Source organism: Streptomyces sp. NPDC057616, assembly GCF_042800575.1.
Classification (GTDB): Bacteria; Actinomycetota; Actinomycetes; order Streptomycetales; family Streptomycetaceae; genus Streptomyces.
In genome coordinates this window covers 1-21,346 of sequence record NZ_JBHVGU010000075.1, presented here as the reverse complement: position 1 = coordinate 21,346, position 21,346 = coordinate 1, and the positions used below count along the sequence as shown (strand labels likewise).

The window sequence follows — 21,346 nt, the reverse complement described above, 5'->3', positions numbered from 1 at the left end:
CCCCGTGAACGTCTCCACCCACACCCGCTCAGCCCTTAACACCCCAGCCATACAAGGAAGATGCCCAGCTCAGAGCCTTGTGCAACACCCTTTAGGGGGCCCGCCCCTGCAGCCGCGCCGCCTGGCGCCTGATCTCCGGGAGGCGGGAGCTCAGCGCCTCACCCGGGCAGGACGTCATGTAGGCGTCCTTGTGGGCGGCGAGGGCCGGGAGGGTGGCGGCGGTCCCGGAGGGGTAGCGGCTGAGGCTGTTGCTGGAGACCAGGTGCGCCTCGGTGCGTGGGTCGACGCCGGCGAGCCCCAGCTTCCAGGCGGCGAGGGCGGCGATCGCGTCCGTCATGGCCTTGGGCACGGGGATGCCCGCCGTGAAGGTGCCGATCGCGGCGATGCCGGCCGTGCGGTGGTTGAAGCCCTGGGTGTGGGCGCCGGTGACGGCGCGGTCGACGCCGCCCGCGCGGCCCTCGTAGATGGTGCCGCAGCGGTCGACGAGGAAGTTGTAGCCGATGTCGTCCCAGTTCCGGGCCCCGGTCTGGCCCGCGTAGAGGTAGCGGATGATGCGCGGCACGTCGGCGCAGTCGTAGCCGTTGGGCGAGTCGGTGTGGTGGACGAAGACCGCGACCACCTCGTCGTCGTAGCGCGGCGGCGGCTGGGCGTGCCGGGAGAGCGGATCGAGCCAGGCCGAGCGGGGCACGATGTGCGGCTTCGGCGCGGTGTGCCGGGTGGCCGCGCGCGCCTCGACGGACGGGCCGTGCCGCGCGCTCCGGTGCCCGACGCCGTCCGCGCACAGCACCAGGCCGAGGACGGCGGCCAGTCCGGGCAGCCAGGAGAGCAGCACGATCGCGGGCCGGGGTATGTGCGCTCGGTGCGCCCGCCCTGCTCCGCGCGGTCTTCGGACACGCATGACTTCACTTTCGGGCCGATCCGCCCCGTCCGCGATGTGTGCTGTGCCACCCGGTGGAACCATCGTCCTGGTCCGAGGCGTTTTTCCCGTTGCACGCACGCGTACGGCCGGTTCCCGGCTCCGCGTGCGCGCGGCTGATCACCGGGCCCGTCCCGCCCGTACTAACGCGTAACCGGGGGTCTGAGAGAAAGGCGGCTCCGTGGACCTGCTCGACATCCTGCTGTTGCTGGTGGTGGCGGCCTACGCGGCGTCGGGCTACCGGCGCGGGCTGGTGGCCGGCTGCGTCTCGCTGGCCGGGTTCGTGGGCGGCGCCGTTCTCGGCGTGTGGATCCTGCCGTGGGTGATGGACCTGGTGACCGCGGGCACGACCCGGGCGACGGTGACCGCGGTGCTGACGGTGCTGGTCCCGGCCGCGGTGGGGCACGAGCTGGCGGGGCGGCTGGCGCTGCGGCTGCGCCGGGAGCTGGACCGGGGGCCGCTGCGGGTGGCGGACGGGATCGGCGGCGCCGCGGCCAACTCGGTGGCGGTGCTGATCGTGGCGTGGGTGGCCGCGAGCGTCCTGGGCGCGTCCTCCTCGCCGCTGGTCACGAGCGCGATCCGGGACTCCGCGCTGCTCGGCACGGTGCAGGACGCGATGCCGGACACCACCCCGGCCTGGTTCTCGCGGGCCACCTCGGCGCTCACCCAGGCGGGCTTCCCGCAGGTCTTCAACCCCTTCGAGAACGAGTCGACGGCCCGGGTAGCCAAGCCCACCGGCGACAGCGTCACCACGAGCGCCGCGAACGCCGCGAAGCTGAGCACGGTCAAGATCGAGGGCGTCTCCGGCAACCAGGGCCGCGAGGGCAGCGGGTTCGTGTACGCGCGCGACCACGTGATGACCAACGCGCACGTGGTGGCCGGCATCGACGACCCGACCGTGCGCATCGGCGGGGTCGGGCGGTCGTACGAGGCGCGGGTGGTGCTCTTCGACCCCGACCGCGACGTGGCGGTGCTGTACGTGCCGGGGCTGCGCGCCCCCGTGCTGCGCTTCGACGACAGCGCCGCGCGCGGGGACTCGGCGGTGGTGGCCGGCTATCCGCAGGACGGCGACCTGAACCTCCAGGCGGCGACCGTCGCGGGCCGGGTGCGGGCCACCGGCCAGAACATCTACAGCGACGCCACGGTGACGCGCGAGATCTACTCGATCCGCTCGACGGTGCGGCCCGGCAACTCCGGCGGCCCGCTGCTGACGACCGGCGGCCGGGTCTACGGCGTGGTCTTCGCCCGCTCGACGACCGACGACGAGACGGGGTACGTGCTGACGGCCGACGAGGTCTCCTCCGACGCCGAGCGGGCGGCGACCTCGACGGCGGCGGTGGACACCGGCGAGCTGGTCACGTCGTAGCGCGCACCGGCCGCCGTCAGAGGCTGCATCCCGTTCAGAGGCTGCATCCCATCAGGACGTCGTCCACGTACGCGCCGTCCAGCAGGAACTCGCCGGGCAGCACGCCCTCCACGGCGAAGCCCTCGGTCTCGTAGAGGGTGCGGGCCGGGGTGTTGTGGCCGAGGACGCGCAGGGTGAGCCGGCGCGCGCCGTGCCGGCGGGCCTCCTCGCGCACCGCCCGCAGCAGCGCCCGCCCGACGCCGGTGCCGCGCGCCTCGTCGGCGACGACCAGGCCCTGGATCTGCCGGACGTGGGCGTTGCAGGCGAGCGGGGTCGGGCAGCCCAGCCGGACGTAGCCGACGACCTCGCCGTCGATCTCCGCGACCAGATGGTCCCGCGGCCCGAACCGCTCGCTGTAGAAGGGCTCGTAGGGCGGCTGGGGGCGCGGCTGCACGGAGTGCAGCGGGGACCAGGTGTCGCGGTCGAGGCGGCCCAGCGTCTCCTCGTCGTCGAGGGAGGCGTGGCGTATGTACGGAACGGGCATGACGGTCACCTTATGAGGCCCGTGCGCCGAGCAGAATGGGCACATGGAACGTTCCCGAATCGCGGTGGCAGGCGCGTCCGGTCTCATCGGCGCCGCTCTGGTGCGGTCGCTGGCCGCCGACGGGCACGAGGTGGTGCGGCTGGTGCGCCGGCCGCCCCGGGCGGCGCAGGAGGTCCGCTGGGACCCGGAGGGCGGGCGCGTGGACGCGGCCGGGCTCGCCGGGTGCGACGCCGTGGTCAACCTCGCGGGCGCCGGCGTGGGCGACCACCGCTGGACCGACGCCTACAAGGCGCGCATCCGCTGCAGCCGGGTGCTCGGCACCACGGCGCTGGCCGAGGCGATCGCCGGGCTGGAGCGGAAGCCGCGGGTGTTCGTGAGCGGCAGCGCGATGGGCTTCTACGGCGAGACCGGCGAGCGCACGGTCGACGAGAGCGCGCCGCCCGGGGACGGCTTCCTGCCGCGGCTGTGCGTGGAGTGGGAGGCCGCGGCGGCGCCCGCGCGGGAGGCGGGCGTCCGGACCGTGTTCCCGCGGACGGGGCTGGTGGTGGCGCGCGGGGGCGGCGCCTGGGGCCGGCTGTTCCCGCTGTTCGAGGCCGGGCTCGGGGGTCGGATGGGCGACGGGCGCCAGTACTGGTCGTACATCGCGCTGCACGACGAGGTGGCCGCGATCCGCCATCTCCTCGACACCGACGGGCTGTCCGGGCCGTTCAACCTCACCGCGCCGGTCCCGCTGACGAACCGCGAGATCACCGCGGCCATGGGACGGGTGCTGCACCGGCCGACGCTGTTCACGGTGCCCGCGCCGGTGCTGCGGGCCGCGCTCGGCGAGCTGTCGGGGGACGTCCTGGGCAGTGCGCGGGTGGTGCCGAAGCGGCTGCTGGAGTCCGGCTTCACGTTCGCGTTCCCGGACATCGAGGGTGCGCTCCGGGCGGCGTAGCGACCCCTGTGGCGGTGGCACGGCGAACGTTCGCGACCGTATGCGACCGCCGTGCGACCGTGCTCTGTCCATGCGCGACTTCCCTTGACCGATCACAGCCTTAACCTCGACCCGAACTCGGGTATCCCTGGAGCCTGTTGGGGGCATGACGTCTCCACCGGCCGCGCAACCTCGAGGAGGGGCACGTGCTTGAGCCCGCGTACCAGGCAGACGTCGTGATCGTAGGAGCCGGGGTCGCCGGACTCTCGGCGGCACATCGGCTGACCAGCGCAGGAGTGACGACGGCGGTCCTGGAGGCCGCACCGTGGGCCGGGGGCCGGATGTCGACGGAGAAGGTCGACGGATTCCGGCTCGACCGGATCGGGCAGCTGCTGTCCACGGCGTATCCGGAGCTGCGGATGACACCCGGGCTCGACGCGCTGGTTCTGCGCCGGTTCGCGCCGGGCGTGCTCCTGCACAGCGACGGGCGCCACTGCCGCGCGGTCGCTCCGGCGGCCACGGGGGGCGCAAGGGGCGCACTCCACGCGGTGCGCGCCCTGGCAAGCGCCCCCACCATGAGCGCGCCCCGGTCCGGGGCCCCGCTCGGCAGCGCCGTCGACCAGGCCCGCCTCAACGCCGCGCTCGGCCGGCTCGCGGCCACGCCCGTCGAACGGCTGCTGTCCCGGCCGGAGCTGCCCGCGGCGCAGGCACTCGCCGCCCGCGGCCTGCCCGCGCGCACCGTCGAGGGCTTCCTGCGCCCGCTGCTCGCCGCGCTGCTGTGCGACCCGGAGCTGGCCACCTCAAGCCGGTGCGCCGACCTCGCCCTGCGCGCCTTCGCGGGCGGGCGGCTGTGCCTGCCGGAGGGCGGCGCGGAGATGCTGCCGGAGCTGCTGGCCGGGGCGCTGCCGCCGGGCACGGTGCACACCGGCGTGCGCGTCACCTCGGTCTCCACGAGCGCGGTGACCACGGCCGAGCACGGCGAGATCCGGTGCCGCGCGGTCCTGCTGGCGACGGACGCGCGGGCCGCCGCCGAGCTGCTCCCCGGCCTGCGCGTCCCCGACTTCCACCCGCTGACGGTGCTGCACCACACGGCGGACGAGCCGCCGCGCACCGGCGCGGCCCTGCTGCTCGACGCGGACCGCGGCGGCCCGGTCGCGCACACGTCCGTGGTGAGCGCGGTCGACCCGAGCCGCGCGCCCGCGGGCCGCACGCTCATCTCCTCCACGGTCCTCGGCCCGCCCCCGCCCGAGCTCGACACCGCCGTACGCATGCACCTCGCGCGCCTCTACGGCACCTCGACCGCCCGCTGGGAGACCCTCGCCGTGCACCACACCCCCGAGGCCGTCCCCGCGATGCGCCCGCCCCACGACCTGCGCCGCCCGGTCCGCCTCCTGGCCGGCCTCTACGTCTGCGGCGACCACCGCGACACCAGTACGGTCCAGGGCGCCCTGCACTCGGCCCACCGCGCGGCGTCCGCGATCCTCTCGGACCTGGGGTCGGCGGGCTCCATGCACCGGGCCGACCCCCTGCCCGCGACGAAGGCGGCCTGAAGGAGGCCCGCCTCCGGGGGCGCCCGGCTATCCCAGTGCCGCGATCCTGTCGCGGTACCCCCGCACGGGCGCGGCGTCCTTGTACGGCTCCAGCCGCCGCTCGAAGTCCCGCACGTACTCGACGGCCCGCACCGAGCGCATCTCGGCGGCGGCGCCGGCGGCCTCCGCGCCGAGCGCACACGCCTGATCGAGCTCACCGAGCCCGAGCCGCGCGGAGGCGAGCACCACACGGCAGAACAGCCGGCTGCGGGCGAACGCGGGCGCGCGCAGCTGGAGCGAGCGCTCGGCATGCTGCGCCGCCGCCCGGAACTGCTGCAGGTCCCGGTGGCAGTGGCCGAACTCGTCGGCGAGCTGCGCCTCGTCGAAGAACCGCGCCCAGAACGGCACTTCGTCGCCGGGCCGGGCCGCCTCGAGCGCCCGCTCGGCCCGCACCAGCGAGGCGGTGCAGTTGCGCACCTCGCCCAGCACGCCGTGCCCGCGCGCCTCGGCGCAGTGCAGCAGGGCCTGTACGACGGGCGGGGCGTTCGTCGCGACGCCCTGCTGGGCGACCCGCGCGAGCTGCACCGCCTCCCGGCCGTGGCCGAGGTAGACGGCCTGGCGGCTCATGGTGACCAGCACGTACGAGCCGTAGGCCCGGTCCCCCGCCGCCTGCGCGAGCCGCAGCGCCTGCACGAAGTAGCGCTGGGCGAGCCCGTGCGCCGCGATGTCGTACGACGTCCAGCCGGCGAGCCTGGTCAGGTCGGCGGCGGCGCCGAACAGCCGGCGCCCGGTCTGCTCGCCGTAGGTGCCGCGCAGCATCGGCTCGCACTCGTGCTCCAGGTAGCGCACGAGGGCCTGGCGGGCGTGGCCGCCGCCGTACATGTTGTCCAGGGTGCGGAAGAGCTCGCCGACCGAGCGCAGGGCCGCGATGTCGCCGGAGGTGACCTTCTGGCCGGGGCCGCGTTCGGCCTGGCCTCGCTGGCGGGGCACCACCGGGCGGCCCTGGGCGGGGACGCGGGCGGGCTGCTCGCCGCGGGCCACCCGGTCGTCGGCGCGGCCGATCAGCCAGTCGCGGCTGGGCACGACGAGCCCGGCCGGGGTGAACGCGATCTTGCGGAGCTCGGCGTGCGAGCCGGAGTCCTTGCGCCACAGCCCGCCGACGATGTCGACGGCCTCCTCGGGGCTGGCGGCGAACTCGAGCCCCGCGTAGACGGGGGCGCAGGCGTCGAGCCCCAGGTCCTGGGCGGTGAGCCTGCGGCCGAGGCGCCGGGTGAAGACCTCGGCGATCAGGGCGGGCGTGGTGCCCCGGGGCTGCTGGCCGCGCAGCCAGCGGGTGACCGACGTCTTGTCGTAACGGAGATCTAGTCCGTGTTCGAGACCGAGCTGGTCGACCCGACGGGCGAGACCCGCGTTGGAGAACCCGGCTTCTGCGATGAGCGCGGCGAGCTGGCGATTGGGAGTGCGCTGCGCGGGTCGTTCCGTCATCTGCGGTGCGGTCTCCTGCCTTTCGGGCCTTCTGGGACCGCCATCGGCCCTGTTGTGCCCGGATTGCCTGTGAGCTGCCCTTATGGACCTCTGCGAACGGCGCGAATGTAGCGGAGAGTGAGCGGCCGATCGCACACTTCGACGCTCGTTCATCCGATCGTGTGAGGATTGCCCGCAGGGCTGACGCGAAGCGGACGGTCGTACAGTGGCGTAGGCACGTTTCGTGCCTTACGACCTTCTAGGGAGGCGCTTGCCGTGAGTGAGCTGCGGTTCGTCCGTATGGGATTCGGTGCCGACGCGGTCGAGTACCAGGTGGCCTGGGACGAGCAACGCCGGGTGCACGCGGCGCGCTTCGCCGACGAGATCCCCGACACCGTGCTGCTCCTGGAGCACCCGCCGGTCTACACGGCGGGCCGGCGCACCGCGGACGACGAGCGGCCGCTGGACGGCACCCCGGTCATCGACGTGGACCGCGGCGGCAAGATCACCTGGCACGGCCCGGGCCAGCTGGTGGGCTACCCCATCCAGAAGCTGCCGCGCCCGGTGGACGTCGTCGCCCACGTACGGCGCCTGGAGGACGCGCTGATCCGCACCTGCGCGGAGTTCGGCCTCGAGACCTCGCGCGTGGAGGGCCGCAGCGGGGTGTGGGTGCTCGGCGACCCGGTCGAGCAGCGCCCGGCGCTAGGCGGGCTCTCCCTCGACTTCGACCCGCGGCTGCACGACGAGGAGTTCGACCCGCGCATGAACGGGCCGGAGTACGCGCCCTCCAACGCCGGCCAGCGCCGCGAGGACCGCAAGATCGCCGCGATCGGCATCCGCGTGGCCAAGGGCGTCACGATGCACGGCTTCGCGCTGAACGTGAACCCGGACAACCGCTGGTTCGACCGCATCATCCCGTGCGGCATCCGCGACGCCGGCGTCGCCTCGCTCGCGAACGAGCTGGGCCGCGACGTGACCATCGACGAGGTCCTGCCGGTCGTCGAGCGGCACCTGAAGGACGTGCTGGAGAACGCGGAGCTGAAGCCGCGGGAGATCGAGAAGGCCTCCGCCTAGCGGGGAATGCACCCCCGCTGCCCGAGGTTGCCCACTCGGAAGGCCGCATACATCACGGGCGTACCCTGGTGTACGCCGAGGAATCGAAGCTACAGGGAGCCGACGTGTCCGCAGTCACACCCGACGGACGCAAGATGCTGCGCCTGGAGGTCCGCAACAGCCAGACCCCCATCGAGCGCAAGCCCGAGTGGATCAAGACCCGGGCGAAAATGGGTCCCGAATACACCAAGATGCAGAACCTCGTGAAGAGCGAGGGCCTGCACACCGTCTGCCAGGAAGCCGGCTGCCCCAACATCTACGAGTGCTGGGAGGACCGCGAGGCGACCTTCCTCATCGGCGGCGACCAGTGCACCCGGCGCTGCGACTTCTGCCAGATCGACACCGGCAAGCCCGAGGCGCTCGACCGCGACGAGCCGCGCCGCGTGGGCGAGTCCGTGGTCACCATGGACCTGAACTACGCCACCATCACCGGCGTCGCCCGCGACGACCTGGAGGACGGCGGCGCCTGGCTGTACGCCGAGACCGTGCGCCAGATCCACGCGCAGACGGCCGGCCGCGAGGGCGGGCACACCAAGGTCGAACTGCTCGCCCCCGACTTCAACGCGGTCCCCGAACAGCTCGCCGAGGTCTTCTCCTCCCGCCCCGAGGTCTTCGCGCACAACGTCGAGACGGTCCCGCGCATCTTCAAGCGCATCCGCCCCGGCTTCCGCTACGACCGCTCGCTGAAGGTCATCACCGAGGCCCGCGACTACGGCCTGGTCACCAAGTCGAACCTCATCCTCGGCATGGGCGAGACCCGCGAGGAGGTCAGCGACGCGCTGCGGCAGCTGCACGAGGCCGGCTGCGAGCTGGTCACCATCACGCAGTATCTGCGCCCGTCGGTGCGCCACCACCCCGTGGAGCGCTGGGTCAAGCCGCACGAGTTCGTGGAGCTGAAGGAGGAGGCCGAGCAGATCGGCTTCTCCGGCGTGATGTCCGGACCGCTGGTGCGCTCCTCGTACCGCGCGGGCCATCTGTACCAGATGGCGATCGAGAAGCGGGGCGCCTACGTCGCCTCCCAGGCCGTCTGAATCCTGACGCACCGTCACCCGGCTTGCCCACCGCGTGCGAGGCAAGCGTGTGAATTCCCGCACAAGAAACTACTGGTGAGTAGTGACTTGTTTGACGCGGTCCTGACCGTCCGCCCTGATGAGGGCGTACGTCAGGGCCGCGTCAGGGTTCGGGGCCGTCGCATCAAGGCTTCATGCGTGTTTGACCGGTCGGTCACGCCCTGGTAACACCAATCAGTGACGCTGGACTCACGCCACGTACACCCACGCCGAGCCCGTACCCGAGGGGGGACCTCCACCATGCAGGCCGCGCCCGTTCGCGCCACCGCAATCCCGTCGTTCAGCACCGCACTGCGTGCGGTCGAGTCGCTGCTGATGAGCAGTGGCCAGCGCACGGCCCGCCGCAACGCCTGGACCTCCGTCCTGGAGGACCGCCGCCGCGCCAAGGACCGCGTCGAGACCCAGCGCGTCCTGGACCAGAACGTCCTGCGCCGTCCCTGAATCCCGCCTTCCGGACACTGCCGTCGTACGGCGGTCCGCGGGCCACGTAGACTTCCTGGCATGGCGAGGAAGGAACCTGCAGCGGACGCTGCGAATCCCGGGCGACTGAAGCAGATCGCTCTGACCTACAAGATGACGCGCAAGGCCGACAAGAAGATCGGTCTTGTACTCGCGGGCGTCGGCATCGTCACCTTCGGTGTCTTCCTCGCGATCGGTTTCTTGATCGGTCACCCCATCTATCTCGGCATCCTGGGCCTGCTGCTCGCCTTCCTCGCGACGGCGATCATCTTCGGGCGCCGGGCCGAGCGGGCGGCCTTCGGGCAGATGGAGGGCCAGCCGGGCGCGGCCGCCGCGGTGCTGGACAACATCGGCCGGGGCTGGACGACGACGCCCGCGGTCGCCATGAACCGCAGCCAGGACGTGGTGCACCGGGCCGTCGGCAAGGCCGGCATCGTCCTGGTCGCCGAGGGCAACCCGAACCGGGTCAAGAGCCTGCTGGCCGCCGAGAAGAAGAAGATGAACCGCATCGTCGTGGACGTCCCGGTGCACGACATCATCGTGGGCAACGGCGAGGGCCAGGTGGAGCTGAAGAAGGTGCGCACCACCATGCTGAAGCTGCCGCGCGTGCTCACCGGCCCGCAGGTGACCGCCACCAACGACCGGCTGCGCGCCATGGGCGACCTGATGAGCAACATGCCGCTGCCGAAGGGCCCGATGCCGAAGGGCATGAAGCTGCCGAAGGGCGGCAAGGCCCGCTAGTCCTCGTCCTCACCGCGTCCGTATCGCGAAGGGGCCGCCCGGATCACTCCGGGCGGCCCCTTCGCCGTGTGGGTCGCGGCGGGTCAGCTGCGGACCTCGACCGTGCGCGCCAGCCGGTCGTGCAGGCCCCGGCCGTCGCGGTCCCAGATCAGGGCCGGGACAGCGATGCACAGCAGGGCCGTGCGCAGGACGGTGCGCAGGAGGTTCGGGCGGCCCGTGTCCAGGGCGGCGACCCGGAGGCCGAAGAGGCGCTTGCCGGGGGTGAAGCCGATGGTGCCGACGGTCAGCACGTGCAGCACGAAGAAGACCAGCAGGGCCCAGTTGCCGGTAGCCTGGTCGTAGCCGTGGGTGATGAGACCGTATGCGATCAAGAGACACAGCCCCCAGTCGACGGCCAGGGCGCCGAACCGGCGGCCCGGGCGGGCGATCGACCCTGGTCCCTCCTCCGGCAGGCCGAGCTGCTGACCCCTGTATCCGAACTCGATTCCGGCGTCCTCCGCGGCCGCGCGGGGGCCCGAGAGCCACGAGCCGATTGCATCCCTGTTGTCCACGCGTCCACGGTACTGCGGGCGTTTCGCGATCCGGACAGGTGGGGTATGCCGGACGCGATCCGGTTAACTTGTGCGAAACAAATGGGTCACGCCCGAGAAATCACGCGTCCCTAGGGTCGAGGTCAGCGTGTGCCACCGCACTGGCCGCACAACGAACTACCACCCCGGCGGGACGGTCGGGAGTAGGAGGAGCTGGATGTTCCAGAACGCCGACGAGGCCAAGAAGTTCATCGCGGACGAGGACGTCAAGTTCGTCGACGTCCGTTTCTGCGACCTGCCGGGCGTCATGCAGCACTTCACGGTGCCCGTCGAGGCGTTCGACCCGGACGAGGAGCTCGCCTTCGACGGATCCTCGATCCGTGGTTTCCAGGCCATCCACGAGTCCGACATGGCACTGCGCGCCGACCTGTCGACCGCCCGCGTCGACCCCTTCCGCCGGGACAAGACCCTCAACATCAACTTCTTCATCCACGACCCGATCACCGGTGAGCAGTACTCCCGTGACCCGCGCAACGTGGCGAAGAAGGCCGAGGCCTACCTCGCGTCGACCGGTATCGCGGACACCGCGTACTTCGGTCCCGAGGCCGAGTTCTACGTCTTCGACAGCGTCCGCTTCGCTACCACGGCGAACGAGAGCTTCTACCACATCGACTCCGAGGCGGGTGCCTGGAACACCGGCGCCCTCGAGGACAACCGCGGCTACAAGGTCCGCTACAAGGGCGGCTACTTCCCGGTCCCGCCGGTCGACCACTTCGCCGACCTGCGCGCCGAGATCTCCCTGGAGCTGGACAAGCAGGGCCTGAAGGTCGAGCGCCAGCACCACGAGGTGGGCACCGCCGGCCAGGCGGAGATCAACTACAAGTTCAACACGCTGCTCGCCGCCGCCGACGACCTCCAGCTCTTCAAGTACATCGTGAAGAACGTCGCCTGGCGCAACGGCAAGACCGCCACCTTCATGCCGAAGCCGATCTTCGGCGACAACGGCTCGGGCATGCACGTCCACCAGTCGCTGTGGGCCAACGGCGACCCGCTGTTCTACGACGAGGCCGGCTACGCGGGCCTGTCGGACACCGCCCGCTACTACATCGGCGGCATCCTCAAGCACGCCCCGTCGCTGCTGGCCTTCACCAACCCGACGGTGAACTCCTACCACCGCCTGGTGCCGGGCTTCGAGGCCCCCATCAACCTGGTGTACTCGCAGCGCAACCGCTCCGCCGCGATGCGCATCCCGATCACCGGCTCGAACCCGAAGGCCAAGCGCGTCGAGTTCCGTGCGCCCGACTCCTCCGGCAACCCGTACCTGGCCTTCTCGGCGCTGCTGCTGGCCGGCCTCGACGGCATCAAGAACAAGATCGAGCCGGCCGAGCCGATCGACAAGGACCTCTACGAGCTCGCTCCCGAGGAGCACGCGAACGTCGCGCAGGTCCCGACCTCGCTGCCGGCCGTGCTGGACTCCCTCGAGCGCGACCACGAGTTCCTGCTCGCGGGCGACGTCTTCACGTCCGACCTGATCGAGACCTGGATCGACTTCAAGCGCACGAACGAGATCGCCCCGCTGCAGCTGCGTCCGCACCCGCACGAGTTCGAGCTCTACTTCGACGTGTGATCGGCGCCTGAGCACAGATACGCCCGCGCCCCCGCTGCCGGTAGTAACGGCAGCGGGGGCGTGGGGATACGTTTTCTTTTTCCCTGGGACGAAAAGGGGGGGGGGGGAACGCAGCAGCAAGAAAACAAAAAGCCCCTTGAACACACAGACGGTTGTGGTTTTCACTGCGCTTTGGGGGCCGAGCACAAACAAGGCCACGCCCTCCCCCCAGAGGGGGGGAAAAACGGGGGCGGGGGCGCGGGCGTATGTTCTATTCTGCCGGGGGACGACACGGGGGTGGACGGAATGCCGCAGCACGAACACGACGATCCGGAACGCGAGTTCGACCTGAAGTGGGCGGACGGCGCCGAGCACAAGGAGCCCTCGGCGCGGGCCCGGATGCTGGCCGCGCGCTGGCGGGAGAACCCGCCCGGGCCGCAGCCCTTCCGCGCCGACCCCGGCCCCGTCACCCCGCGCCGCTCCTCGTGGGTGTCCACCACCGTGGTGCTGGGCAGCGTCGCCGCGATCATCCTGCTGCTGGGCTACGCGCAGTTCCGGGCGCCCTTCTAGGCCGTTCGCCCGTCCTCGGCCGCCTGCGCCTGTCTTTCGCGTCACACCGGGCCGTTCGGCCTGTGCACTTTGCAGCACCTAGGGCCGTTCGGGACCACTTCATGGGAGTCACCGGGTGCACACTTGCAGTGGGACGAGTGCCTGACTGCGGGGTGATGCAGATGCAGAGCCGCTTCCGGAGCGACCGGCGGCTGACCGTGCGGATGACGGTCACGATGTTCCTGCTCGGATTGCTGTACGTGGCGTTCGTCGCCGCGTTGATCGTTTTGCTCAAGTCCTGGCTGCTCGTCGTCGTACTGGTGGCGGCGATGTTCGTCGCGCAGTTCTGGTTCTCCGACCGGATCGCGATGTACGCCATGCGCGGGCGGGTCGTGGAGCGCGAGGAGTATCCCGAGCTGCACGCGGTCGTCGACCGGCTGTGTGCGATCGCCGACATGCCCAAGCCGGTGGTGGCCGTGTCCCAGATGGACATGCCCAACGCGTTCGCGACCGGACGCAACCCCGATCACGCCGTGGTCTGCGTGACCACGGGTCTGCTGCGCCGGCTGGAGCCCGCCGAGCTGGAGGGCGTGCTCGCGCACGAGCTGTCGCACGTGGCGCACAAGGACGTCGCCGTGATCACGATCGCGTCCTTCCTCGGCGTCATCGCCGGGCTGATCGTGCGGTTCGCCTTCTACTCGCAGCTCTTCGGCGGCGGACGCCGGGACCAGAACACCGCGGCGGTCTTCGCCGCCGTGATGGGTGTGTCGGCGGCCGTGTACGCGATCAGCTTCCTGCTGATCAGGGCCCTGTCCCGGTACCGGGAGCTGGCCGCGGACCGGGCGGCGGCGCTGCTCACCGGGCGGCCCTCGGCGCTGGCCTCCGCGCTCACCAAGGTCTCCGGCGACATCGCGCGGATCCCTACCAAGGACCTGCGCACCGCGCAGGCCTTCAACGCCTTCTACTTCACGCCCGCGACCGGCAAGGAGCCCGGGATCGAGCGGTTCTTCTCGACCCACCCCAGCCTGGAGCAGCGGCTCGACCAACTGGGCCGGATCTCCGCCGAGCTGGGTGAGGCGCAGACCCCCGGAAAGGCATGATGCATGGGCCTGCTGGACATCCTGCTCGGCCGTACGAAACCGGTCCTGCCCGACCTCGACCGGCTCTTCGCGCTTCCGTCGGCGGCCGTGACCCTGGAGGCCGCGGCCGGTTTCACACCGACCGGCACGGGCGCGGTGTGCTTCGCCACGGTCGAGGGCTCGGCCTTCGAGCAGACGCACCGGGAGGTCCAGGCCCTGCTGGACGCCGACGCGGACCGGGACGGCACCCCGGTGGAGCTCAGCCAGGACGAGTTCGGCTACTCCTGGCTGATCTCCCGCCGCTCCCCCGACCAGCTGTCCTCGCTGGTCAACGATCTGCACGCGGTGAACAGCTCGATGGAGGTGAACGGCTTCGGGCCGCAGCTGCTGTGCTCCCTGGCCGTCTTCCACGGCGAGCGGGACCGACGGCTCGCGCTGGTCTACCTCTACAAGCGCGGCACGTTCTACCCGTTCGCGCCGCTGCCTGGTGCGGGGCAGCGGCGTGACAACGCGCTGGAGCTGCAGGTGAAGGCGGCGCTCGCCGACGACCTGCGGATGGAGCAGGACCTCAGCCGCTGGTTCCCCGTGTGGGGCGCCCCCGGCCTGTAGGCCCGCGCCCGGAGGTCTATCCGCTCTTCTCGCGCTGCTGGCGGCGGTACTGCAGCGGGCGCTCGCGGCGGTACCGGCGCTCCCACTTGGCCTGCTGGTCACGGCGCCTGCGGTAGGCCTGATAGCTGGCGGGCATGGTTCCCGACGAGGATCCCCCGGTCGGCGCGGACTGCGAGGCGCCGCCGCCCGTGGAACCGCTGCGTCCGTACTGCACGTAGAGGAAGAGAACGGCGACCGCGACGAGCCACCAGACGTGGTTTCCGAATCCTAAGAGAACCAGGACGACGGTCCCGGCTATGACGATGGTGCCCATCCGGGCCTCCGTGGGCGTGGGTGTGTACGAGCGGTGACGGTGTGCTGTCCCGGCGCGGCGCTGGGGGAAGGCGCCCGGCCGTCGGTGCGTAGAGAGTAGCCCCCAGGCCGCAGGGTGATGCCTGTCCTGCGGAAAGCGTTGTGGGCAGCTCCGCCACGCATGTCCAGCGTAGGGAGACGGTCACTCGGCGTGCATCCCGTTTTCGGCGCACCTAGAGTCGGAACGGATCGGCCGATCAGCCGTATTCTCCGCATTCACCGCATAAGGGGTGCACCTCGATGAGTGATCTCTTCGTCATCGCCTACGACGATCTCGCGACCGCCGAGCAGGTGCGCGAGAAGCTGTTCGAGCTGTCCAAGCAGCATCTGGTCGAACTGGAGGACGCGGTGGTCGTCGAGCGGCGCGACGACGGGAAGATCAAGCTGCACCAGGCCGTCAACCACACGGCGGTCGGGGCGGCCGGAGGCGCGCTGTGGGGCGGCGCGATCGGGCTGCTCTTCCTGGCGCCGCTGCTCGGTGCCGCGGTGGGCGCGGCGGCCGGCGCGGCGGGGGGCGCGATGACCGACACGGGCATCAACGACACCTTCATGCGGGACCTGAGCCAGAACCTGCGCCCCGGCGCCGCCGCCCTCTTCGTCCTGGTCAAGCACGCGGCCCAGGACAAGGTGATCCCGCAACTGACGCCGTACGGCGGCCAGTTGGTGCAGACCTCGCTGAGCACGGCGGACGAGGAGCACCTGCGCGAGGCGATCGCGGCGGCACAGGCACCGACGGCACCGTCGCAGACGCCCACGGCACCGTCGCAGGCCTAGCCGGCGGGCAGGTCCAGCTTCCGAGCCACCACTTCCGAGGCGACGTCGGCCAGGCGGCGGCGGTGGGAGCGGGCGTGGGAGCGCAGGATGCGGAACGCCTCGTCGACCGAGACGGAGTGCCGGGCGGCGAGCGTGCCCTTGGCCTGCTCGATGATGATCCGGCTGGTCAGCGCGTGCTCCAGCTGGTCGGCCAGGGCGCGGGTCCGGCGCAGGCGGCGGTCCCGCTCCAGGGCCCAGCCGGCCGCGTCGGCGAGGGCCTGGCCGAGTGCGAGGAAGCCGGCGGGCAGCGGTGTGCTGCCCGGGCCCAGCAGGACCAGGGCACCCAGGGTGTCCGATCCGACGTGCAGGGGCAGTGCGGCGGCCCGGCCGAAACCGAGCTCCCGCGCGCGGACCGAGTAGCGCGGCCAGGCGAGGCGGGCCCGCTCGCCGTCGAGCGCCGTGTCCGGAACCGGCCGCCCGCTGCGGCGGGACTCGGCTCCCGGGCCCTCGTCCCAGCCGACCGCCTCGTCGGCGAGGCGCCTCAGCTCATCGCCGACGGCGGTCGCCTCGGCGCGGGAGTGCTCGTCGGGAGCGTACTGCACGACCGTCGCGCACTCGCCGAGCAGTTCGGTGCCGTGCGCGGCCAGGGCCGCGAGCAGCCCGGTGGGGTCGGACACCTCCGTGACCGGGCTGGCGGCCAGGTCGACGAACGCCTGTGCCAGCTCCTGCGGCGACGGGGAGATCGTGGTCATCGGCTGGATTCCCTTCGCCTGACGGTCGGCGGCCGCCGGTCGCGTCCACACATCGTGTTCGTCCATGGCCGGGCGCCCCTCATCTCAATCGAACCGCAGTTCGCCGCTGAGAATTCGCTCGGCAATCGAGTGTGCAGCCACGCCCTCGGCAAACGCGTGAGCCTTGATCAGTTGCAGGGCGTCGGCCACCGGGCACTCGAGGTGTACGGAGACCATGCCCGCGGCCTGGTGCACCTCTGCGCGCATGTCCGTGGCACCATACAGCGCGGGATCACCGTCCGGGCCGAGGATCACCGAACGGGTCAGAGCTTCGGCCACCCCGTCGAAGGTGTCCGCGTCCGCGACGCCCTGCTCCGGATCGAAGACCGCCAGGGCGCCGACGCACGTCCCGGACACACTGAGCGGTACGGCGGCCACCGCCTTGATCCCCAGCTCCGCCACCGCCGGACCGTAGCCGGGGTAGCGCTCGAGCAGTGCCGGGCCGTCGGCCAGCACCGGCCGGAGCTCGCTGGTCGCGTCCCGGGCCGGGCCCTCGCCGAGCAGGAACTCCAGCTCCTCGGCGGCGCGGGCCGGTTCGTCGGAGGCGGCCAGGGCCAGCTGATCGAGGGAGGCCCCGATCAGGGTGACCGCGGCACTCCGGGTACCGCAGGCCTCCGCCACGCCCGCCATGAACCGGGGCATGCGCGCATCGGGATGGACCGCCCAGCGGACGAGCCGGGCCACGTAGTCGTCCTGGAGACGCGCCGCGGTGAGGTGGCAGGCCGCCGTCCTCCGATGGATCGCCGCCATCCTCAGGTGCATGTCCGTGACGGCGTCGGAGCGGCCCTCACCGGCGAGCCGCTCGTGCCGCTCGGCGCGACGGGTTTCGTAGTCGAAACGCGTCCTCGCGTTGGCTGCTGTCCGCCTGGCGGAAGCGATGAGGTCCGAAGCCGCGTCCTCGCTGGCCATACCGGAATCGTACGCTCACGTCCGTTCTACTCGGAGCCGTTTGCCCGGCCCTCTTCCATCAGCAGGACGACGCCGCCGTTGTGGCCGTCGAAGGGACTGCACTGCACCGTGCAGACGATCGTGCGGCCCAGACGGTTGATGGCCGGCACGGGCAGTGGCTCGCCCCGCCTGCCGGTGTCGACGCAGAGCTGGATGGTCTCGCGCAGCTTCTCCGTGGGCAGCCCGAAGTCGAGGCCGTAGAACGACTGGTCGAGGACCTCGTCGGGGCGCAGGCCCCACAGGTCGACGGCGCCCCGGTTCCAGCTCTTGACCTTCATCTTCTGGTCGAGGACGACGACTCCGGCGGCGATGGAGGTCAGCACCGCCTCAAGGAAGGTACGGGCCTCGTCCAGCTCCTCGGTGCGGACCCGCATCTCCTCGTTCATGGTCTCCAGTTCCTCGTTCCCGGACTGGAGTTCCTCGTTGGTGGTCTCCAGCTCCTCGTTGGTCGACTGGAGTTCCTCGTTGGTGGTCTCCAGCTCCTCGATGCTCGACTGGAGTTCCTCGTTGGTGGTCTCCAGCTCCTCGTTCGTGGACTGGAGTTCCTCGTAGGCCGTCTCGAGGTCCTCGCGCACCCGCTTGACCTCGGACTTCAGCTGTGTGGCGACCGTGACGTCGGTGAAGATGATGTTGGTGGCGGTCACCATGCCGTCGGTGCCGGTGAGGGGCTGGATGATGATGTCGAAGTACTGCACGCCGTCGGCGACCCGGCGTTCCGCGCCGTTGACCCGCAGCGTGCGCCGCTCGTGGTTGACCTGTTCGATCAGGGAGCGCAGTTCGACGGGGCGGTAGGAGATCTCCAGGTCCTGGAAGGGCCGCCCGATGTCGTTCGTGGTGAGGCCGAACTCGACGCGTGCGTGGTTGTTGATGAGCAGGACCAAGCCGTCCGTGTCGACGGCCAGCCCGGCCCCCGGCGCCGCGTCGAGGATCAGATCGCGCAGCTGACGGTGGCGGGCCGCGCTGCTGTGCAGCTCACCGCCCAGCCCCGTCCTGATCTTCACCGGGACCGGCTGGTACGGCGCCGCGGCCTCCCCGGGACGGCGCCGGAACACCCGCTGGCGCATGCTCAGTACCTCGAACCGGTCCGCGTCGTTCAGCAGCATCTCGGCCTTGCCCAGAAAGAGGAAGCCGCCCTCGCGCAGCGCGAAGTGGAATCGGTCGATGATCTGCGTCTGCGCCTCGACGTTGAAGTACATCAGCGTGTTGCGGCACACCAGCAGGTCGAGGCGGGAGATCGGTGCGTCACGCGTGATGTCGTGGCGGCCGAAGATCACTTTGCGCCGCAGGTCGGAACGGAATCCGAACCGGGCGCCGTTCTGCTCGAAGTACTTGTCGCGCAGCTCGGGCGCGAGCGGCTCGAGGTTCTTCGCCGAGTACAGGCTGGTGCGGGCGTCGCGCAGAGCCTCGTCGTCGATGTCCGTGCCGTAGATCTTGACCCGCTCCAGCGCCTCGTCCAGGCCCAGCGCCTCGGCGAACATCATCGCCAGCGAGTAGGCCTCCTCGCCGCTGGAGCAGCCCGCGCTCCACACCCGGATCTCGTCCTCGGTCCCGCTCTGCGCGAGCAGTTCGGGCAGCACCTCGCGCTGGAGGAAGGTCCAGGCGTCGGGGTCCCGGAAGATGGAGGTGACGTTGATCAGGATGGTGTTGAACAGCGCGTCGAACTCGTCCGCGTTGGTCTCCAGGCGGTCCCGGTAGTCCGTGTACGACGCGACCTGGGCGTCCGCCATGCGCTTGCGGATGCGGCGGCCCAGGGAGGAACGCTTGTATCCGGTGAAATCGAACCCACGGGCGTCCCGGAGGAAACGCAGGAGCTCCTCGAGTTCCTCGTCCGTCTCGACGTCCGGCTGTCCGTCAACCATTGCTGCCGCCTACTTCTCTGCTACTGCCGCTTGGCCTCGACCAGTCCACTGATCACCGCGGCGATCTCCTCAAGAGGTAGCACGAAGTCCACTGACCCCGTACCCACAGCCGCTTCCGGCATGCCCTTGAATTCCGCCGTCGCCGGGTCCTGCACGATGACGGTGCCGCCGCGCGATTTCACCGCGTCCACACCCATCGCCCCGTCGCGTCCGGTGCCGGTGAGCACGCAGGCGATGGCCTGGGGTCCGTAGGCCCCGGCGGCCGACTCGAACAGCAGGTCGGCCGAGGGCCGCACGAAGTGGACCAGCTCGCTGTCGGTGAGGGCGAGCCGTCCCCCGGGACGGACGAGGAGGTGCCGGTCCGGCGGAGCGATGTAGACCAGGCCGGGCACGACCGACTCGTGGTCCTCGGCCAGCTTCACGTCCAGGTCCGTCCGGCGGTCCAGGACCTCCGCGATCACCGTGCGGTGGCGTGGATCCAGGTGCTGCACGACCAGGATCGGCACGGGGAACTCGGCGTCCAGGGCTCCGAGGAGCGTGCCGAGGCCGTGGATACCTCCCGCGGAGGAGGCGACGGCGACGATTTCGTAGCGGTCTGGCGGGGGCTGGGTGGGCTGCACACGGCCAGATTAGAACCGGGAGCGCGTCGGGTGGGCCGCGCGGCGAAAGACGCCGAGGTCAGACGTCCGGGGCCGCAGCGACCACGCCGGCGGCGACCGCCGCGCCCAGGGCGGCGTGGTCCGCCGCGGTCTGGTCCGCGTAGCGCAGGGCGAAGTCGGCGACGGCCTGCTCGAAGGTGTCGGCGGCGCCCAGGTAGGAGGCGATCGCGATGCGGTCGCCGGAGCGGGCGTGGGCGCGGGCGAGGGCGGTGCCGCACAGCCGGGCGTAGCCGGCGAGGTCGGCCGGGCTCATCCCGGCGACGTCCGCGGAGCCCTTCATGTCGCGCAGCTGGCGCCAGTAGAACGCGCGCCCCTGGGGCCCGCTCATCCACCCCAGGAAGATGTCGCTCGCCGCCTGCAGCAGACGCTGCCCGGCGACCACGCGGTGCCCGGGATGCACGTACGGCCCGTGCGGCAGATGCTCCTCCAGGACGGACGTGCGCGCCTCCTTGATCTGCAGGAACAGCGGGTCGTCCGTGTCCCGCCCGGCGAGCAGCACGACGAAGCACCGCAGGCCCACGCTGCCGACGCCGACGACCTTGCGGGCGGCGTCCACGAAGCGGTAGCGGTCCAGGAGCAGGCGGCGCTCCTCGGACAGGGTGGAGCGGTAGTCGCTGAAGATCTTGCGCAGGGACGCCGTGTCGGAGGCGCCGGCGGGTTCGAGCAGCGGCGGGTCGTGGACGATGCGGCGGTGCCCGTCGACCACCTCGGTCAGCTTGCCGACGGCCTGGAGGCTGGTGCGGCGGCGGGCCCGGGTGAGGCTGGACTCGACGTGGCGGCGCCGGCGGGCGGAGCGGACCAGCGGCAGCAGGCTCTCGGCGTCGATGCGCTCGTACCAGACGGCTAGTTCGCCGCGCCGCGCCAGCCGCCGTACGGCCGTCCGGTAGGCGGCGGCCGCCTCCAGCGCGGCGCGGCGGGCCCTGGCGTCGGCGTGCCCGTTGGCGCGGGCGGCCACGGCGACGGAGGCCGCGAGCCTCTTGACGTCCCATTCGAAGGGACCGGGGAAGGTCTCGTCGAAGTCGTTGAGGTCGAAGAGCAGGGCGCGTTCCGGGGAGGCGTAGAGGCCGAAGTTGAGCAGATGGGCGTCGCCGCACAGCTGCACGGTGAGCCCGGTGTGCGGCCGGGAGGCGAGGTCGGCGGCCATCACGGCGGCGGCACCGCGCAGGAAGGCGAACGGCGAGGCGGACATCCGTCCGTACCGGATCGGCAGCAGCTCCGGGAGCCGGTCGCGGCCCTGCCGCTCCAGTACGGCGACGGGGTCGGGGCGGTCGACGGGCGGGACCCATGCGTCGTGCGCGGAACGGGCGACGCGGCGGCGGGCGGCCTTGCCCCGGTCGGCCCGTCCGGCGGGCGTGGTCATGGCGCCCACCACCGCATGCCGCGCCTGCGCATTACGCCTCCCACCGGTTCCGCCGCCTCTGATCGCAGTGAAGGCGGGTGCTGGGACGGACGCATGCCGGGCACGGCGATCGGGTGACGCGCGGCGGGCCTGGCGGGCGGCGGACGGCGGACGGC

22 protein-coding genes are annotated in these 21,346 nt (G+C 71.6%); 12 read left to right on the top strand and 10 right to left on the bottom strand.

Features of this window, described 5'->3' with window-relative positions; genetic code table 11:
- Positions 1-91 precede the first annotated feature (91 nt).
- The gene (locus ACFU97_RS45150; RefSeq protein ID WP_384268904.1) at positions 92-898 is read right to left on the bottom strand and encodes a peptidoglycan recognition protein; all 807 of its coding nucleotides are present in this window, start codon (positions 896-898) and stop codon (positions 92-94) included.
- Between the two features lie 199 nt (positions 899-1,097).
- Between ACFU97_RS45150 and ACFU97_RS45145 the strand changes: the two genes are divergently transcribed.
- Positions 1,098-2,282 (top strand): MarP family serine protease, encoded by a 1,185-nt coding sequence (locus tag ACFU97_RS45145; RefSeq protein ID WP_384268902.1) that lies wholly within the window; start codon positions 1,098-1,100, stop codon positions 2,280-2,282.
- 34 nt (positions 2,283-2,316) lie between these two features.
- Here ACFU97_RS45145 and ACFU97_RS45140 read toward each other — a convergent pair whose 3' ends face one another.
- The gene (locus tag ACFU97_RS45140) at positions 2,317-2,814 is read right to left on the bottom strand and encodes a GNAT family N-acetyltransferase (protein WP_384268900.1); all 498 of its coding nucleotides are present in this window, start codon (positions 2,812-2,814) and stop codon (positions 2,317-2,319) included.
- A 34-nt stretch (positions 2,815-2,848) separates the two neighbouring features.
- On the opposite strand from ACFU97_RS45140, the gene ACFU97_RS45135 reads away from it, so the two are divergent.
- Positions 2,849-3,742, top strand: a complete 894-nt coding sequence (locus tag ACFU97_RS45135) for a TIGR01777 family oxidoreductase (RefSeq protein ID WP_384268897.1) — start codon at positions 2,849-2,851, stop codon at positions 3,740-3,742.
- A 185-nt stretch (positions 3,743-3,927) separates the two neighbouring features.
- Positions 3,928-5,271, top strand: coding sequence for an NAD(P)/FAD-dependent oxidoreductase (locus ACFU97_RS45130; RefSeq protein ID WP_384268896.1), 1,344 nt, complete (start codon positions 3,928-3,930; stop codon positions 5,269-5,271).
- A gap of 27 nt (positions 5,272-5,298) precedes the next feature.
- On the opposite strand, the gene ACFU97_RS45125 is transcribed toward ACFU97_RS45130, so the two are convergent.
- Positions 5,299-6,735, bottom strand: coding sequence for a regulator (locus ACFU97_RS45125; RefSeq protein WP_384268894.1), 1,437 nt, complete (start codon positions 6,733-6,735; stop codon positions 5,299-5,301).
- Between the two features lie 255 nt (positions 6,736-6,990).
- On the opposite strand from ACFU97_RS45125, the gene lipB reads away from it, so the two are divergent.
- From lipB to ACFU97_RS45105, 4 genes are all read left to right on the top strand, one after another.
- A complete protein-coding gene (gene lipB / locus ACFU97_RS45120) occupies positions 6,991-7,788 on the top strand; it encodes a lipoyl(octanoyl) transferase LipB (protein WP_384268892.1) in 798 nt (265 codons plus the stop codon).
- Between the two features lie 104 nt (positions 7,789-7,892).
- Positions 7,893-8,858, top strand: coding sequence for a lipoyl synthase (lipA, locus tag ACFU97_RS45115; RefSeq protein WP_384268889.1), 966 nt, complete (start codon positions 7,893-7,895; stop codon positions 8,856-8,858).
- A gap of 279 nt (positions 8,859-9,137) precedes the next feature.
- The gene (locus ACFU97_RS45110; RefSeq protein ID WP_384268887.1) at positions 9,138-9,338 is read left to right on the top strand and encodes a hypothetical protein; all 201 of its coding nucleotides are present in this window, start codon (positions 9,138-9,140) and stop codon (positions 9,336-9,338) included.
- Between the two features lie 60 nt (positions 9,339-9,398).
- Positions 9,399-10,097: a DUF4191 domain-containing protein gene (locus ACFU97_RS45105; RefSeq protein ID WP_384268886.1), complete on the top strand. Its 699-nt coding sequence runs from the start codon at positions 9,399-9,401 to the stop codon at positions 10,095-10,097.
- Between the two features lie 83 nt (positions 10,098-10,180).
- Here ACFU97_RS45105 and ACFU97_RS45100 read toward each other — a convergent pair whose 3' ends face one another.
- Entirely contained in the window at positions 10,181-10,648 is a 468-nt protein-coding gene (locus ACFU97_RS45100; protein ID WP_384268884.1) for an RDD family protein, read from the bottom strand.
- Positions 10,649-10,844: 196 nt separating this feature from the next.
- Between ACFU97_RS45100 and glnA the strand changes: the two genes are divergently transcribed.
- The 4 genes from glnA (at position 10,845) to ACFU97_RS45080 (ending at position 14,470) form a co-directional block, all read left to right on the top strand.
- Positions 10,845-12,254 (top strand): type I glutamate--ammonia ligase, encoded by a 1,410-nt coding sequence (gene glnA, locus ACFU97_RS45095; RefSeq protein WP_384268881.1) that lies wholly within the window; start codon positions 10,845-10,847, stop codon positions 12,252-12,254.
- Between the two features lie 285 nt (positions 12,255-12,539).
- Positions 12,540-12,803: a hypothetical protein gene (locus ACFU97_RS45090; protein WP_384268879.1), complete on the top strand. Its 264-nt coding sequence runs from the start codon at positions 12,540-12,542 to the stop codon at positions 12,801-12,803.
- Between the two features lie 161 nt (positions 12,804-12,964).
- Positions 12,965-13,882, top strand: a complete 918-nt coding sequence (htpX, locus tag ACFU97_RS45085; protein ID WP_384268878.1) for a zinc metalloprotease HtpX — start codon at positions 12,965-12,967, stop codon at positions 13,880-13,882.
- Positions 13,883-13,885: 3 nt separating this feature from the next.
- On the top strand, positions 13,886-14,470 hold the full coding sequence (locus ACFU97_RS45080) for a hypothetical protein (protein ID WP_384268875.1): 585 nt from the start codon (positions 13,886-13,888) through the stop codon (positions 14,468-14,470).
- Between the two features lie 16 nt (positions 14,471-14,486).
- On the opposite strand, the gene ACFU97_RS45075 is transcribed toward ACFU97_RS45080, so the two are convergent.
- Positions 14,487-14,783 (bottom strand): hypothetical protein, encoded by a 297-nt coding sequence (locus ACFU97_RS45075; protein WP_384268873.1) that lies wholly within the window; start codon positions 14,781-14,783, stop codon positions 14,487-14,489.
- Positions 14,784-15,061: 278 nt separating this feature from the next.
- Here ACFU97_RS45075 and ACFU97_RS45070 point away from each other — a divergent pair, with 278 nt between their 5' ends.
- A complete protein-coding gene (locus ACFU97_RS45070; RefSeq protein WP_384268871.1) occupies positions 15,062-15,595 on the top strand; it encodes a DUF1269 domain-containing protein in 534 nt (177 codons plus the stop codon).
- Here ACFU97_RS45070 and ACFU97_RS45065 read toward each other — a convergent pair.
- The 5 genes from ACFU97_RS45065 to ACFU97_RS45045 are packed head-to-tail and all read right to left on the bottom strand — an operon-like array spanning position 15,592 to position 21,191.
- A complete protein-coding gene (locus tag ACFU97_RS45065) occupies positions 15,592-16,392 on the bottom strand; it encodes a GAF and ANTAR domain-containing protein (protein WP_384268869.1) in 801 nt (266 codons plus the stop codon). The two genes, ACFU97_RS45070 and ACFU97_RS45065, sit on opposite strands and share 4 nt — an antisense overlap.
- Positions 16,393-16,410: 18 nt before the next feature.
- Positions 16,411-17,274, bottom strand: coding sequence for a GAF domain-containing protein (locus ACFU97_RS45060; RefSeq protein WP_384268867.1), 864 nt, complete (start codon positions 17,272-17,274; stop codon positions 16,411-16,413).
- Between the two features lie 26 nt (positions 17,275-17,300).
- Positions 17,301-19,172, bottom strand: coding sequence for a CheR family methyltransferase (locus tag ACFU97_RS45055; RefSeq protein ID WP_384268865.1), 1,872 nt, complete (start codon positions 19,170-19,172; stop codon positions 17,301-17,303).
- A gap of 20 nt (positions 19,173-19,192) precedes the next feature.
- Positions 19,193-19,792 carry a chemotaxis protein CheB gene (locus ACFU97_RS45050; RefSeq protein WP_384268863.1) on the bottom strand — a complete coding sequence of 200 codons (600 nt, stop codon included), beginning with the start codon at positions 19,790-19,792 and terminating at the stop codon, positions 19,193-19,195.
- Between the two features lie 58 nt (positions 19,793-19,850).
- Complete coding sequence (locus tag ACFU97_RS45045) at positions 19,851-21,191, bottom strand: DUF2252 domain-containing protein (protein ID WP_384268860.1); 1,341 nt, start codon at positions 21,189-21,191, stop codon at positions 19,851-19,853.
- Positions 21,192-21,346: the final 155 nt, after the last annotated feature.